The sequence below is a fragment of the Alteromonas sp. P256 genome (genome assembly GCF_036864455.1).
Classification (GTDB): domain Bacteria; phylum Pseudomonadota; class Gammaproteobacteria; order Enterobacterales; family Alteromonadaceae; genus Alteromonas.
The window spans coordinates 68770-84339 of record NZ_JAZETM010000011.1; the positions used below are offsets into that span (position 1 = coordinate 68770).

At 44.7% G+C, this 15570-nt stretch carries 13 protein-coding genes; 7 read left to right on the forward strand and 6 right to left on the reverse strand.

Translation table 11 applies throughout. The annotated features are described in order from the left end of the window. Positions 1–346: 346 nt before the first annotated feature. Positions 347–664 (forward strand): tyrosine-type recombinase/integrase, encoded by a 318-nt coding sequence (locus V7R39_RS17870; protein ID WP_438823553.1) that lies wholly within the window; start codon positions 347–349, stop codon positions 662–664. Positions 665–996: 332 nt separating this feature from the next. On the opposite strand, the gene V7R39_RS15270 is transcribed toward V7R39_RS17870, so the two are convergent. Beyond that, a complete protein-coding gene (locus V7R39_RS15270; RefSeq protein WP_334031747.1) occupies positions 997–1938 on the reverse strand; it encodes a LysR family transcriptional regulator in 942 nt (313 codons plus the stop codon). A 162-nt stretch (positions 1939–2100) separates the two neighbouring features. Between V7R39_RS15270 and V7R39_RS15275 the strand changes: the two genes are divergently transcribed. Beyond that, positions 2101–2616, forward strand: a complete 516-nt coding sequence (locus V7R39_RS15275; RefSeq protein WP_032095540.1) for a lactoylglutathione lyase family protein — start codon at positions 2101–2103, stop codon at positions 2614–2616. 127 nt (positions 2617–2743) lie between these two features. Here V7R39_RS15275 and V7R39_RS15280 read toward each other — a convergent pair whose 3' ends face one another. The 4 genes from V7R39_RS15280 to V7R39_RS15295 are packed head-to-tail and all read right to left on the reverse strand — an operon-like array spanning position 2744 to position 7419. Next, positions 2744–3385, reverse strand: coding sequence for an MBL fold metallo-hydrolase (locus tag V7R39_RS15280; protein WP_334031748.1), 642 nt, complete (start codon positions 3383–3385; stop codon positions 2744–2746). Positions 3386–3417: 32 nt separating this feature from the next. Then, positions 3418–4704: an APC family permease gene (locus V7R39_RS15285; protein WP_334031749.1), complete on the reverse strand. Its 1287-nt coding sequence runs from the start codon at positions 4702–4704 to the stop codon at positions 3418–3420. Continuing rightward, a complete protein-coding gene (locus tag V7R39_RS15290; protein WP_334031751.1) occupies positions 4697–6400 on the reverse strand; it encodes an amidohydrolase in 1704 nt (567 codons plus the stop codon). The genes V7R39_RS15285 and V7R39_RS15290 overlap by 8 nt, the downstream gene beginning before the upstream one ends. Next, on the reverse strand, positions 6397–7419 hold the full coding sequence (locus V7R39_RS15295) for a serine/threonine dehydratase (protein WP_334031752.1): 1023 nt from the start codon (positions 7417–7419) through the stop codon (positions 6397–6399). The genes V7R39_RS15290 and V7R39_RS15295 overlap by 4 nt, the downstream gene beginning before the upstream one ends. Before the next feature lie 120 nt (positions 7420–7539). On the opposite strand from V7R39_RS15295, the gene V7R39_RS15300 reads away from it, so the two are divergent. After that, positions 7540–10512 (forward strand): sensor domain-containing protein, encoded by a 2973-nt coding sequence (locus tag V7R39_RS15300; protein ID WP_334031753.1) that lies wholly within the window; start codon positions 7540–7542, stop codon positions 10510–10512. A gap of 28 nt (positions 10513–10540) precedes the next feature. Beyond that, entirely contained in the window at positions 10541–10915 is a 375-nt protein-coding gene (locus V7R39_RS15305; protein WP_334031754.1) for a PH domain-containing protein, read from the forward strand. 121 nt (positions 10916–11036) lie between these two features. Here V7R39_RS15305 and V7R39_RS15310 read toward each other — a convergent pair whose 3' ends face one another. Continuing rightward, complete coding sequence (locus tag V7R39_RS15310; protein WP_334031757.1) at positions 11037–13256, reverse strand: S9 family peptidase; 2220 nt, start codon at positions 13254–13256, stop codon at positions 11037–11039. A gap of 70 nt (positions 13257–13326) precedes the next feature. Between V7R39_RS15310 and V7R39_RS15315 the strand changes: the two genes are divergently transcribed. From V7R39_RS15315 to V7R39_RS15325, 3 genes are all read left to right on the forward strand, one after another. Beyond that, positions 13327–13947, forward strand: a complete 621-nt coding sequence (locus V7R39_RS15315) for an NAD(P)H-binding protein (RefSeq protein ID WP_334031759.1) — start codon at positions 13327–13329, stop codon at positions 13945–13947. Positions 13948–14175: 228 nt separating this feature from the next. Continuing rightward, a complete protein-coding gene (locus tag V7R39_RS15320) occupies positions 14176–14901 on the forward strand; it encodes a tRNA1(Val) (adenine(37)-N6)-methyltransferase (protein WP_334031760.1) in 726 nt (241 codons plus the stop codon). Positions 14902–14913: 12 nt separating this feature from the next. Next, positions 14914–15399, forward strand: coding sequence for a YgjV family protein (locus V7R39_RS15325; protein ID WP_334031762.1), 486 nt, complete (start codon positions 14914–14916; stop codon positions 15397–15399). Positions 15400–15570: the final 171 nt, after the last annotated feature.

Genomic DNA, 15570 nt, shown 5'->3' on the forward strand with positions numbered 1-15570 from the left:
GGAGAATGCTTATGTACCCACTTGCCGTTTATAAGAAAAAAGAGCCTTGGAATAAAGGGAAGCTAGTTGGCCAAAAACTAGCTTTGAAGCAAAAGCGCCTTTAGCCATAAAAGAAGTGGGCAATTCGAATTAGGTTAGAAATTTCAGGAAACATAAGGGACCTTGCATTGTTTAGTCTTGGCCTAGATAGCAAACTCCGAGGTTGTGATTTAGTGTCCTTGCGTGTCAGAGATATTGCGCTAGGAATGAATATTCAGTCGCGAGCCGCTCTCTGTTTCAAAAGCAGATTCAGCAAAAAACTGGCCGGCCTGTTCAGTTTGAAATTACTGAGCAGACTCGAGCAGCAATAAAGGCATTGATTCAAAAAGATACGCTTGATAATTCCGACTATCTTTTCAAATCTCGGATCAAGGATTCACCGCATCTTTCTACGAGGCAATATAGCCGTATTGTCGATGGGTGGATAAACTCAACCGGATTAGAAGAAACGCACTATGGTACCCATACGATGCGTCGAACAGAACCTTCCTTGATTTATAAAAAGACTAAAAATATAAGAGATTGTCAATTGCTCCTCGGCCACTCAAAATTAGAGAGCACGGTTCGATATCTGGGCATTGAAGTTGATGACGCATTAGAGATTTCAGAGAGCATCGATATTTAAATTTGCTTTACTCGCCAACGGCGGCTTTTGGATGTCGGCTGTCCGTCAAAACCACACCCATCAATGTCGCCTTATGGCACATATCGGAATCAAGAACTGTGCGACCTGAACGTCTGCTGTTTATCTTTTGCTGCCTGTCGGGTCAAGTCGAAACTGTCGATCAAATGTGTGATTAGATATGAGCCACTACCACTACACCTGTTAACACCAATCCAACTAACGTTATTTTTCCAGTACTTTTTTAAATACCAACCCTCTACGCGAAACATTGCTCCGCCCTCGCTATAGAACTTTTCACAGTCGCCTTATGATAGAGCCTTATTAAATAAATCTCATGGCGAAGAGTTGCAGACACTCTTCTTTATCACATTCTTTACTATATTGTAGCGAGCGGGCAGCGCAGCGTGTGCTGCCTGAACGCAGTAAAGAGGTTCGGTCACATCATTTTTAGGTGTATACACCGTAAGCTGATTTGCCACGTCGACAAACTCAAGTGTGCTGCTTGGTAACACCGTAAAGCCAAGCCCTTTACTCACTGGAATAAGAATTTGAGAGAGTTGATTTACATAACCTGAGTGCTTAAGTTTACTTGGGTTAATAAGCGCTAAGTCTGCTTCGCCGCTGTCTTTAATGTAGCGCTGCAAGTAATGCACGGCGTCAGGATGATTAATAAGCCCTAGTGTATTGAGTGTGTCGACGATATTGTTTGCGCTGTGTTTATTATTGCGCTTTTCTTGGCGCTTTCCTTTTTTGGTAAGGTATGAGCTTGGCAAAATAAGCCCTAACGGCTCTTCACCTAGATAGGTGCAGGATACATCTTCTATGTTGGGCATATTCGTCACTATGCCAAGTTCAAAAGCCCCGTTAGTGATACCAGAGAGAATGGTTTTTCTAGGCGCAACTTCAAGATGAATGTTAAGTTTAGGGTGCTGCGTCTGCAATGCGACTAGAGCAGGGTAGATACGCTGAGCAATGGCACCCGAGCAAGCGACGATACATTTGCCCTCGTAAGGCTCATCAAACTTTAAGCTGGCAACAAAGTGTTGCTCCTGCCGCTGTTGAGCTTTGGCATATTCGAACACTCGTCGTCCCTGCTCGGTAAGCTGAATGCCTTTACCTAGGCGAATAACTAATTCACAGCCACACGTTTCTTCAAGCTTTTTTAGGTGCTGGCTTACGCCGGGCTGTGTCATAAAGCGCTGTTCAGCAGTGCGGGTAAAATGGCCAGTTTCTGCCAGTGTGATAAAGGTGTCTAACCAAATAGGATTAATCATGGTTATAATTTTAAATTATCAAAGTGAGAATTAATGATAATTTCAAGTTTTACCTTTGTCTAGCTATCATCGCTTCACGTTGACTCACAGGCATTCTATTGAGTGGCTTGGGTTTCCTTCTACTATTTGTTTAACGCAAGCATGCGTTAAGAGGAGTAAGTGATGACTGAAGCAGTAAAAACACCGTATCCACGTACGTTTTCTCATATTGGGTTATCAGTTCCCGATTTAGACGCGGCCGTAAAGTTTTACACCGAAGTACTAGGTTGGTACTTGATCATGAAGCCAACAGAAATTCTTGAAGATGATTCTGCAATTGGTGAGATGTGCACCGATGTTTTCGGTGCTGGCTGGGAAAAATTTCGCATAGCTCACTTATCTACTGGAGACAGAGTAGGGGTGGAAATATTCGAATTTAAAGATCAGCAAAACCCAGAAGACAACTTTGAATACTGGAAAACGGGCATCTTTCACTTCTGTGTTCAAGACCCAGATGTTGAAGGCCTTGCAGACAAAATTGTAGCCGCTGGTGGTAAAAAGCGCATGAAAGCGCCGCGTTATTACTACCCTGGTGAAAAGCCTTACCGCATGATTTACATGGAAGACCCGTTTGGGAACATTCTTGAAATTTACAGCCACAGCTATGAACTGCATTACGCAAGTGGTGCTTACGAGTAAGCGTTAATTCATTATCTAGGCTAAAACTGACGTCGCCGCTTCTGCTTTAAATACACAGAATGTTAGATGGCGAAAGCGAGTGCGGCATCTCGTGTAACTAACCCCAATGCAATTAACCCCACAGCAATCAACCATAAGGCCCAGACACATAGGGGTTGGTTGCCCTCTCTGTGGCGATGGTGGTGGTAGGCCCATGCCCTGGATAAATGGTCATCAAATCGGGAAGCGTGAGGATCTTTTTCTTTATTGAGCTTATCAGCTGCTGCTGATTGCCCTGCGGGAAGTCTGTACGTCCAATCGACCCTGCAAAAATAATATCTCCAACAATCACTTTATTGCTAGTGCGTTCAACCAGCGCTACGTGTCCGGGGGTATGCCCAGGGCAATGCAACACATTTAACGTTAAACCGCCAACAGCAATGGTGTCATTATCGTTAAGCCACTGGTTAGGCTCAAAGGGCGAAGCAGGTGGAAAGCCAAACATCTGACTTTGCTGCATGAGGGCATCTAACCAAAACTTATCACCTTTATGTGGACCGATAATGGGCACATTAAAATGTGACGCTATTTCTGCGGTGCCGCCAACATGGTCGAGGTGGCCATGGGTAAGTATTATTTTATCAATATCAACGTGGTTATCGTTTGCCGCTTTGATCAATTTATCTACGTTGCCACCAGGGTCGACAAAGGCGCCCTTCATAGAGTCTGGGTCCCATATTAGGGAGCAATTTTGAGCGAATGGAGTCACGGGTATAACAATAATTTCCACAATATTTCTCTTTTTTTTGCAAATTAACGCTTTTAGTCTTTCGCGTTTCTCGTGAACAGCCAGTAAAGTGCTGCGCCTATCACCAGCTCGCCAACTAAGAATAACCAAGCATTGGTTGCCGACTGACTGATCGACCAAATACACACAGCCAGGGCTATAAAGGGTACTGCACGTTTGACGATGTTGGGTGTGTAGGTGAGCTGATGTTGCGCTTTCATGAGCACTACAACGCACACCGCGTAAACTACAAGCCTTGCTAATACACTTGAAATTGCAAGCCACACGAAGCTTCCGCTTAGCGCCATAACGCCTGCAAAAACACCTAATACTAAAACCGAAATATATGGAGTGGCAAACTCGTTATGCACTTTGCCAAGCCAGTGCTTACCCAATGTGTTTGGGATAAGAGATTGACGTGCCATGGAGTACGTAAGACGTGATGTTGAAATCATGTTGGCAAGTAGGTTTCCAGCTACAGACACAACGGCGGTCAACGTCATTATCAGCGCGCCAGTTTCACCAAAAATAATATTAGCAAGGGCGATTAACGGAGCGCTATCGGGTGTTGCAGCGCCAAGCGTATGCCAGTAAAGCCACTGAACGCAGAAATAGAATAACGCTATACCTGACACTGTCAGCATTAATGCTTTTGGAATGGTTTTCTTAGGAGAGTTAGTTTCGCCGCTGGTAACCACAACCGTTTCAAAACCGATAAAGGCGTAAAGCGTAATGAGTGCGCCTGCAGAAATGGTATCTAATGTTGGGGTGACAACGGGCGAAGCAGTAGAGAAATCAAGTTGCCAATATCCTACGCCAATAAGCGCTACAAAGGGCAATAGCTTCAAAACAGAGATTGTGTCGAGGGAGCGCATTGCTGCTTTTAGCCCCACAATATTGACAAATATGAGTAGGCTAGTGAGCGCTATTATTGCCAGAGATTTTCCCATTCCTGCGTTGATTTCTGGCCACAAATAGCCGGCGTATAGCAGCAGAACGTGCATATTGGCCGCAATGGCAGTGGCCCTGGCAAGGTAATACACAAACCCCGTTTGAAAGGCCGCTGCATTTCCAAACCCTTTACGGGCGTAAATAACAGGGCCACCAGTTTCTTGATAAAAAACAGCAAGCTGCCCAAAACACCATACAATGGTGAGCATGAGGGCGCCAAAAATAAGAAATATATAAGGGCTAAACGCGCCTAACTCTGCAGCCATTTTAGCAGGCAAGGCAAAAATACCAGCGCCGATAAGGCCGTTCAGTACAAGTAAGGCGGCACCAATGCCGCCAATACCCTTAGTGAGCAGGCTGTTTCTAGTCATTGTTTAGGCTAAAAACGTGTTCACCGGCAACATAGGTTGAAAGTACTTTTGTTTTCCAAATGTGCTGAGGCTCAATACTGAAGATGTCTTGGTCGACTAAAATAAAGTCAGCCCATTTACCTGGAGTTAGTGTCCCCAATGTATCTTCCATATGTCCCGCATAGGCGGCATCAAGAGTAAAGCCCTTGAAGGCTTGTTCGATAGACAAAGCTTCGTGAGCATACCACCCTTTAACCGGCTGATTGTCTCTGTCTTGACGGGTCACCGCAGCGTGTAGGCCATAAAACGGGTTGGCCAATTCCACAGGAAAGTCGGAGCCAAGTGGCAGTGCAATGCCCGAATCTAGCAGTGTTTTCCACGCATAAGCGCCTTTCATTCGATCTTTACCGATGCGATCTTCTGCCATATTTTTGTCGCTGGTGGCATGGGTAGGCTGCATGGATGGAAGCACCTTCAAGCCAGAGAAGCGCGCTAGGTCGTCAGGTGCAATAACCTGCGCATGCTCAATACGGTTGCGCAGTTCGCTTCCGCCAATGCGGTCAAATGTACTTTCAAACTCATTAAGCGCTACGTGATTCGCTTTGTCGCCAATAGCGTGGTAGTTCAGCTGAAACCCTGCGCCTATTACGGTAGTGAATAGCTCACTCATATCTTCTGGCTGAGTCAGTAATAAGCCGTGTTGATGAGGTGCATCTGAATACGGCTCTAATAGCGCCGCGCCACGACTGCCGAGTGCGCCATCGCCATAGGCTTTTACAGAGCGAATATACAAAAAGTCGTCGTTGTCGCGAATAGTCCCGTTACCCAGCATGGTGGATAACTCAGGATCGGTAGCGCTCACCATGGCGTAAATACGAATAGGTAAGTCACTTTCTACCGACTCTTTTAAATAGAAGTCATACACATCGCGACTAATGCCAGCGTCGTGCATTGACGTTATTCCGTTTGCCAGCAAGTGTTCGCCAGCTGCCTCTAACTGCTGCTGATAAATAGCATTACTTGCCGAGGGTAAGTGTTTTTCAATAAGCATTGATGCGTTATCGATAAATACGCCAGTAGGGTTGCCGTTGGCATCTTTAATTATTTCGCCACCAACGGGAGATTTGGTGTCTTTGGTGATGCCGGCAATTTCCATCGCTTTGGTATTGACCCATGCAGCGTGTCCATCAACCCGCGTCAGCACTACCGAGCGGTCTGATACTACTTTATCTAGGTCGCTGGCGTTTGGAAAAGCACGGTCGCTCCACAACTCTTGGTTCCAGCCGCGACCGGTAATCCAGCTTTGCGTTTTATTTGCGAACGCATAATCTGACACCATTTTTGCCGCATTGCTTGCACTTGTGCTTTCTCGTAAGTTCACTTCTAACAGGTTGGCGCCCAACCCTAACAGATGGCCATGAGCATCGATAAGCCCAGGAAGCATGACTTTTCCTTCGCCATCGATAGTTGTGCTAATGTCAAAGTTTTCTGCCTTGGCATCAAGGGCGAGTACTTTGCCTTCGTCCATTACCATATTACTGAATTTAACAAGTGTGCCACTGTCGTTTAGGGTGTAGCCTTTTACGTTTTTAACCAGTGTTGCTGCGTTTACATAGTTAGTAGAAATAACAGTAATAGAAATAACAGAGCTAAGTGTAATACAGGATGCCGCGAGCGTGAGGCCGGTTATTAGCTTTTTCATTGGTTTTGTTTTCATAATTCTTCTTCTGTTGCGTCGTCGAAATCTATAATAGGGGGTTGAAGTAAAAAGTCTTGCTCCCAAATTGCTGTCATTGACGCTTGGCTGATATTTCCACCAGAGAGCATAACTAACGCTGTTTTGCCCGAAGGGGTATTAGCAGCCCACGATGCCACTGCCGCCATTGTCATTGCGCAGGTGGGTTCTATATGTAACTTCAATAGATGGTGTAGCCATTGAGTCCAATATGCAATCTGCAGCTCGTCAACTTCATAAAAATCATCGAGTTGTTGTAGTAACTCAAACGTTACATCACCAACACTGGGGGTGGCTGCACCGTCTGCTAAGGTAACTGGCGCGTGCTCAAGGGCCACAATTTTACCTGCCTGCAGCGACTGGGAAGCGTCATTCGCTTCAACGGGCTCGGCGCCAATCACTAATGCGTTGGGTTGCAATGCTCGTGTCGCTAATAGCGTTCCTGCTAGAAGGCCGCCACCACCACAGGGCGCAAATACTGCGTCTACGTTTCCTGCGTCTTCAAGTGCCTCTAAGGCTGCAGTGCCTTGTCCGGCAATAATATCTTCATGGTTAAAAGGCGGTATCCATACGGTATCAGCGCCCTTAGCCGCTTCTTTCACCGCAATGTCTGCCTCAGGGCGAGTAGCAAACAGCTTCAATTCTGCGCCGTAGCTCTTTGTAGCCGCCGCTTTTATTGGGGATATATTTTCACTGGCGAAAATAGTGGCTTTTATACCAAAGTGAGCCGCTGCATAGGCTACCGCCTGTGCGTGATTTCCAGAGCTGTTGGCGACAACCTGTGATGGCAGTCGGCCTTCTTCCTTTAATTTGGCTAGGAAGTTCATTGCGCCACGAATTTTGAAAGCGCCAATGGTTTGTAAGCACTCAGCTTTAAAAAGAATTCTATGACCCATCCACGAGTTTAACAGCGTCGACTCAACAATAGGCGTGCGTTTAACTACTTCATTGATACGCGTGCTTGCTTTTTTAACACTGTCAAAGTCTGGCGTTTTGCCCATAACTACCACTCATTAATAATAAAAAAGTTAAATCGCTGAATTGAATACTACCGAAGACAATTCATATTTGCTTCATAAATCTTTGTTACTCTTAAGAACTATGTTTCCGGAGATTTAGTCATGTTCGATAGGATAAACCATCGTGTTTATGCATTACCCACGGTGTTGTTCTTATTACTTTCTATGTTGTTCGTTTCCACCGGTATTTATATTCAAAAGGATGAACAAAGCGCAAGGATATCAAAAGCGCAGTCGGTAGCCGAGCAAGTGAAAATCAGCTTAGAAGTATTTTCCACTGAACGAGTTAAAGCAATTTATAACCTGATGCAGAATTGGCCAACCTTTGAGCCAAATCCAGTTGACTGGTTTAATACTCAATCATTATCTTTAATGGGAATGCAGCGGGGCTATAGTTCTCTGGCGTATATCGACAAAACTGGAACAATCCAGTGGGTCGCTACCCCTGAAGCAGGTACTAAAACTCGTATCGACAATAGCCTTATTGGCGAGCCTATGGCTGCGCTTGGCCTTCCTATTCCAACGCTATCAGAGTCACTGAATAGTGCGTTGCTCTATTCTCCCTCCACGCAACATCATCACATTTTGCTGGGACGAGCAATCAGCCCTCAAGAGCCTGAGCATGGTTATATTGTAGCTGGCTTCGACGTACAAACCATTTTGGGTGTCATGCTTGGCGAACTCGTTGGCCCTCAGTTTAACTTTAAGTTACAGGCAGGCAACAGCACGCTGTTTGCTAGTGGTGAAATGGTGGATGATGGGACACTCGTTTCACTATCTCCCTTTAAGTTTATAGACCGTGATATCACGCTCTCCATGCAGTCCCAGTTTAGCCCGTTTAACGCAGGAATACTGATTATTGGCATTGGCTTACTGATGTCTGCGCTAGTCAGCTACGTATTTCATAAGCAGTTAAAAGGTGCTGTACATCTTTCAGTGAGTCAGCAGCGTTACCTTACTGCAAGCGAGGCGTCATTAGATGCACTGCTTATTTATCAACCCTCACAGAATGACTACACCCTGGTAGAAGCAAACTCATACAGCCAATATCTTTTTAGAGGGGCGTTTGATGTCATGAAAAAAATGAGTTTGGCAGAGCAGTCCCGTTTTTTAGGTATACCTGAAGAGTTTGAGAAAGCAGCAAACGTAGCTAAAAACGGAGCGCCCTATGAGGGTTACGTTGCAATTCACAGCGACAAAATTGTACCCGAGTGGATAAAAATTCAAGTGGTAAAAGCAGGTAATAATATAGCCTTAACGATTCGAGATGTGACCGAACGCTTTAAAGCGCAGCAAGATTTGAAGGATAGTGAAGAGCGTTATCGTCGCTTAGTCGACGGGATGCATCGTCATTTTGTGTACACCAAAACCGCAGAGCACAGTTTTATTTACGTGAGTGCGGGTGTTGAAAAGATACTGGGCTATAAGCCAGAGCAGTTTTGTTCACAAGAAACGCGCTACGTACAGCAAGTGCCGGATGAAACTTTTGAGATAAGAGAGGCAATAGCAAGAGGTCAAAAGCCTGCACCCTATTTGGTGCATTATCAAGGGCAATGTGGCAAAAGCTATGTCGTCGAGTTCTCGGATACACCCATTTTGAATGACCAGGGACACTTAACAGCGGTCGAGGGGATTGCCCGCGACGTCACCAAAGAGTTGGCATTGCACGAAGAAGTGCACTTCCAAGCAAATCACGACCAATTAACAGGCTTGCTCAACCGCTATGCCTTTAATGCACAGCTTCGACAGATCCTTAACGAGACTAGAACAGAGAATAAAACAGTTGAGTTAATGGGGGATTCTACCTCTTCAGTTCTGCGGAATATACGCGATTCAAAAAGTCAGAATCAGCGTCGCAGTGTGATGTGTTTTATTGATATGGATCGCTTTAAATTAGTTAACGACAGTTGCGGTCATCCAGCTGGTGATAAACTGTTAAAAGAAATCTCCACGGTGTTCAGGCAATACGTAAACGGAGATGATCTACTGGCTCGTATCGGTGGTGACGAATTCTGCATTATTTTTAGAGATCAAGGACTAGACGCTGTTTTGAAACGGTTGGATAAGCTTTTACTTGCTGTATCGAACTATCGCTTTGTGTACGACGATAAATTATTTTTTGTTGGTGCTAGTATCGGTGTTATCGAAATAAATGCGCAAGCACAAAGCGCAGAGGCACTAATAAAGGCGGCAGACAATGCCTGTTATAAGGCAAAGCATCTGGGACGTAATCGTTATTTTGTATACCGAGAAGGAGATGCACAACTTGCTATCGACGACAGCGAAAATAAAGTGCTGCAGGCGCTTCACAAAGCGTTACAAAACGATGGTTTTGAGCTTTACAGCCAAGCCATTATGCCTCTTAACGTACCTAGCGAGGTAAGCACACATTATCCTCAGCACTATGAAATCTTACTGAGGTTAAACGCAAGCGAAAGCGGTCTTATTAGTCCGGGGTTATTTATTCCCCTTGCCGAGCGCCATGGTTTGATGAATAAAGTGGACTTGTGGGTCGTTGATAACACATTGAAAATGTTAGAAGCTAACCCTGCACATCTCGATAATGTGGGCAAAGTCGCCATCAACTTGTCAGGTATAACCCTGGGTGATGAGATTGCACTGCAAAAAATAGTACAGCGCATGCAGGGAACCACAGTGCCCGCTGAAAAAATTTGCTTTGAAATAACGGAAACCACAGCCGTTACAAACTTGGCCGCCGCAAAGCATTTCATTTCCACACTCAGAGATATTGGCTGTAGCTTCGCTTTAGATGATTTTGGGGCAGGAATGTCATCGTTTACCTATCTCAAAAACCTTGATGTGGACTACGTAAAAATTGATGGTTCCTTTGTGCGAAATATTGTTCACGATCCAATAGACCATGCTACAGTAACTGCCATCAATAATATTGCGCACAGTATGGGTAAACAAACCGTCGCCGAGTTTGTTGTAGATAATGCAACTGCCCAAGTGTTGCAAAAGCTAAATGTAGACTTTGGGCAGGGTTTTGCGCTCGACAAGCCAAAGCCTTTGGCACACAGGGTTCAATGGCGTATGAAGCTTGCCTCTGTGTAGTTCCCAGCAGTTTGAAAAGGAAAATAAAATGGGTTTATTCGATACAATAATGGGAAATGCGAGCGAGACAAGTTCTGAAGATGTTCAGGAAGAACTGTCTCCCATACTTGCTGATAACGAAACGGTTACGTCAGCATTTAAATTGGTTCGAGATTTGAGTGTGTTTACCAATAAGCGATTAATATTAATTGATAAGCAGGGGCTGACGGGGCGAAAAGTGAATTATCATTCTATTCCGTACAAGTCTATTACCCAGTTTATTGTTGAAACAGCTGGACATTTTGATACCGATGCAGAGCTTAAAATTTGGCTGTCGGGTAAATCAGATGCTATTGAAATTGAACTAAGTGCATCGTCGGCACAGGCAGTGCAAAAGAACCTTGCCAATCAGATGTTTGCATAAAAGATATGCTGGTCGTTAGTCGGCCAAGACGCTTTCAAAATAAAAAAGGGCATAACAAAAAATTGTTATGCCCTTTTTTGTCGCTTAGGTTTTTCCCATAAGCCTTTTCGCCAAACCTTTCTTACTTCAAATTTCTCTCAAAGAAGTTGGTAATGGTTTTGTATAAGTGAATACCAGTTTGCTTACCGCGAAGACTGTGCTTTTTACCTGGATAGTCCATGGTTTCAAACGGGATAGCCAAGTCCTGCAAGTGCTTATAAAGCATTGTGGAGTGGGTGAATAGTACGTTGTCATCAGCCATTCCGTGGTAAATCAGCAGGTCGCCTTTTAAGTCTTTCGCATATGGAAAGACAGAGGACGCCGTGTAAGCATCGTTCTCGGTGTTTGGGTTACCCATGTAGCGTTCGGTGTAGTGGGTGTCGTATAAACGCCAGTCGGTAACGGGAGCACCGGATACACCTGCAGCAAAATAGTCGCCCGCTTTAAACATGGCCATAAGGGTCATGTAGCCACCATAACTGTGTCCGTGAATACCAATGTTGTCAGCATCAACGAAGGGAAGCGTGCGTAAATATTCAACGCCGGCAACTTGGTCATCAACCTCGATAAAGCCCATTTTTTTGTAAATAGGATCTTCAAACGCTTTGCCTCGGTAGTTAGAGCCTCGGTTATCTACCGTGAAGACCACATAACCCTGGTCAACCCAGTGTTGCATCAATAAGCCACGATTTCCCGCCCACTTATTGGTAACCACTTGTGCGTGGGGGCCACCATATAAATACACGATAACAGGCAGTTTCTTATTCGGGTTTTCTACCGCGCTCTCTGGCTTGTAGATACGGTATTTTAGCGTTGCACCGTCTTTTGTTTGAATATCGCCAAACTCAGGCTTGGTCCAGCTATCCATATAGGCGTGCAAAGGATGGCCTTCTTCTACTTTATTTTCTTCAAGCCACGTAATACGTTTGCCTGAAGCATCGTTTAAACTGACTTGGAAAGGAGAGTTAACAGTAGAGAAACGGTCGATAAAAATAGAAGCGTCGCTGCTGAAGGTTGCGTCATGATAGGCGCCTAATTTAGTAATACGCGCTATATCGCTGGTGCCTTGTCCATCAAAAGGGACAACATAAATGTGACTTTCCAACGGTGTGTCTTTGCGGCCAGAGAAGAAAATGCGGTCGTTTTGCGTGTCGATGGCTTCAATACTGTCAACTACCCAGTCTCCCGATGTGAGCTGCTTAACCATTTTTCCGCTATTATCGAAAAGGTATAGATGCTTGAATCCATCGCGCTCAGAGGCCCAAACAAACTGACCTTTGTCTTTGAGGAAATACAGGTCGTCGTGCAGGTTAACCCAGGTATCACTGCTTTCATTTAACAGTACACGCTGGGTTTTTGTTTGCGTGTTGTACGCACGAAGCTCAAGGTTTTGCTGATCGCGTGTTTGCCATTGGTAGGTAAATGTTGTGCTGTCCGGCATCCATTGGCCTCTGGCAAAGTACACATCTTTATCTTCGCCTAAATCTACCCACGTACGCTCGTTAGTGTCTAGCGACTGAATGGCAAGTTCCACAACCACATTGGGTGTACCCGCTTTAGGATACCTTTGTTCAATCAGTTTGATGTCATCAGCGTAAATCTCAGTTCGCGTAATAACGTCTACAGGGCTTTCGTCTACTTTAGTAAACGCAATTTTGCTTTCATCCGGCGCCCACCAATACCCGGTCATTCTTCCCATTTCCTCTTGGGAAACAAACTCGGCCATACCAAACTTGATGTTGCCACCGCCGTCGTTAGTAATTGCCATCTCTTTGCCCGATGCAATATGTTTTACATAAAGGTTCTGATCGCGAACGTAAGAAATGTAATTACCTTTAGGAGATAGTTTGATGTCTGTCTCAAAGGCATCGGTATCGAGTAGCTGCTTGGCTCCTTTTTCGCCAAGTTTGTGATAGTACACATCACCGCCAAGAGGGAAGAGTAGAGCTTTACCATCGTCAGACCATTCGTAGCTTACTATACCGCTACCTTTTAGGCGCATACGCTCGCGACGGGCTTTCTCTTCATCAGAAAGTACTTCTTCACCGCTTTGTAAGTCGTTAGAATCGAACAGCATGCGGGTTTCGCCACTGTTGATGTGGTATTCCCACAGATCGAGACGTTCGTAGTCGGTTTGCTTTCCTTTTAAGAACGTAACGCGCTCGCCATCGGGAGACACTTTGAGTGTGCGAGGGGCGCTGCCGTCTAAAGAAGGTGATGAGAAAATTCGCTCAATAGTGAGCGTTTCAGCGTGTAAAGCAGTAGAGAGCATAGCGGCTCCAATTAAAAGGGCTTTTTTCATTGTTATCTGCATATTTTACTGTCGAAGGTTAGATTGTAGAGAAACCATCACATGATACAAGGTGCAAAGTATGAAATCCGCAATGGTGCTAGGAGCGACAGGTTTAGTCGGACGAACGCTCGTAAATATGCTTTTACAGGACAGGCGTTACGATGAAGTGACATGCTTGGTGCGTAAGCCCCTGTCTGCACAGATGTTCAACGACCCACACAGCCGATTAAGACCGGTGGTTATCGACTTTGACAATCTTCAAGACTTTCAAGGTTACTTTAGCGTTAATCATGTTTACTGCTGCTTAGGCACCACCCTTAAAAAGGCAGGTTCGAAAAAAGCATTTCGACGTGTAGATTTTGAATATATCCACGTTGCGGCTCAGCTTACCCGTGCCCAGCGTGCCGATAGCTTTGTTTGGGTGTCTTCTGTAGGGGCTGATGCGAAAAGTAGTAATTTTTACCTCAGGGTAAAAGGCGAGCTTGAAAATGCCATTATGCGTATGCCACAGCTGCCAAATGCATCCGCGGTCAGGCCGTCATTATTGTTAGGTAACCGAGATGAATCTCGCTTACTTGAAGATGTTGCGCAAAAAACCGCGCCCATTTGGCAATCTATAATGAAAGGGCCGCTTAAAAAGTATCGTCCCGTGGCGCCAATTGATGTAGCAAGAAATATGATGTCACTACAAAAATGGTAAGTGAGTTGAAAATAGAAAGCGGTTTACATATAGAGAGTGGATTAACATAAAAAGCGGGTTTAAAAGGGTAAGAAAGGTATCGGCCTAGCGCTAATGCTTGTCTCAATTAATATTTATTCTTATTTATCTATTCCATCACGCGTGCTGGGATAGAATAGATGAGGTAAGATCTCTGCCGTGTTTTATTTTCTATGTTCTTAAACAATGTTCCGTTGTAAGCAATTCAGTGTGGCGCAAGATAAGTGTGCCATGAGGGTGAATACCGATAGTCTAATTCTTGGAAGTTGGGTAAATCCCAATGGGGCCAAAAGTGTGCTGGACATCGGTACTGGAACGGGCATTCTCGCCCTTATGATGGCGCAAAAAACCGATACTGTTGCCGACATACAGGCGATTGAGGTAGATGAAAACGCGGCGCAGCAGGCTGTAAATAATGTTGAGATGTCAAAGTGGTCGAAGCGAATTTCGGTGCACCACCAAGCCCTAGAGGTTTATAAGCCAAAGACTAGCTTTGATATTATTGTATCGAACCCGCCCTATTTTGAGCACAGCAATAAACCCACTAATGCTTTTGCTAGCCAAACCAATGCAAGACACAGTGCGCGACAAACTGGCTTACTTTCGCCGACTGCACTTTTTCAGTTTGCGGCGAATAACGTATCTGCGGCGGGGAGTCTTTACTGCGTTTATCCTTATCGACGAATGGTCGAAATAGAGCAAGCAGCGCTAGCGTTCAACCTAGTTGTTACAGGTTGCTTAGTGGTAAAACACGATAGCAAAAGTGATCCCTACTTATGCGTCTACCGTTTTCAGGCTCGACGCGCTTATGATGGAGACAGCGAAAGGGTAGCTAAACCTGAAGACACATATCCATCCCTTACAATACGTGATAACAATGGTGAGTATTCATCTGCGTTTAAGGCGCTTTGCCGCCCGTTTTATCTAAAATTTTAAAAGAGAAAAATCATGGTTGTCGTTGCCGAAGCATTTGGTGCAATTGCTGTTGTTTTAAATTTCATTGGATACCGACAAAATAACGTTGACCGCTATCTGCTGATATCCGCGTTTGCTTTAGCAAGTTTGAGTGCCCATTTCTTCATGCTAGATGCTATGGCTGCAGGGGTAGGGACTCTTCTCGCTAGCGTTCGCAACATCATTGCGATCAAAAATAGAAGTAACCTTATTCTGTTTGCCTTTATTGGTATTAATGTTGGTTTTTTATGCTACGAGTGGTTTGTGCTTGAGCATCACTGGAACATATTTATCGCCTATGCTTCCTCACTCATTTTTACCATTGGCTCTATTGTAATAAGAGACACCCATCAAATACGAAGAACCTTTCTCGTCGCCGAGTCACTGGGCTTAATTTACGCGATATCCGTGGGCAGTATTTTTGGTACTGTTTTTAATATAAGTAACCTCATTAGCATCATAAGTAAGTTAAAGCGGTAACCTTAATAGTCAAAAGTTGGGACCATCAACATTCAAAAAGGGCCATTATCTCAAAGAAATAATGGCCCTTTTTGTGCTGGTTCGACTTTAAAAAGTAAGTGTTTACTTTCATCAATCCTGCTATATAACATAACCCTAAAGTTCAATAGGCGAAAGTTCAATAACGCTTTT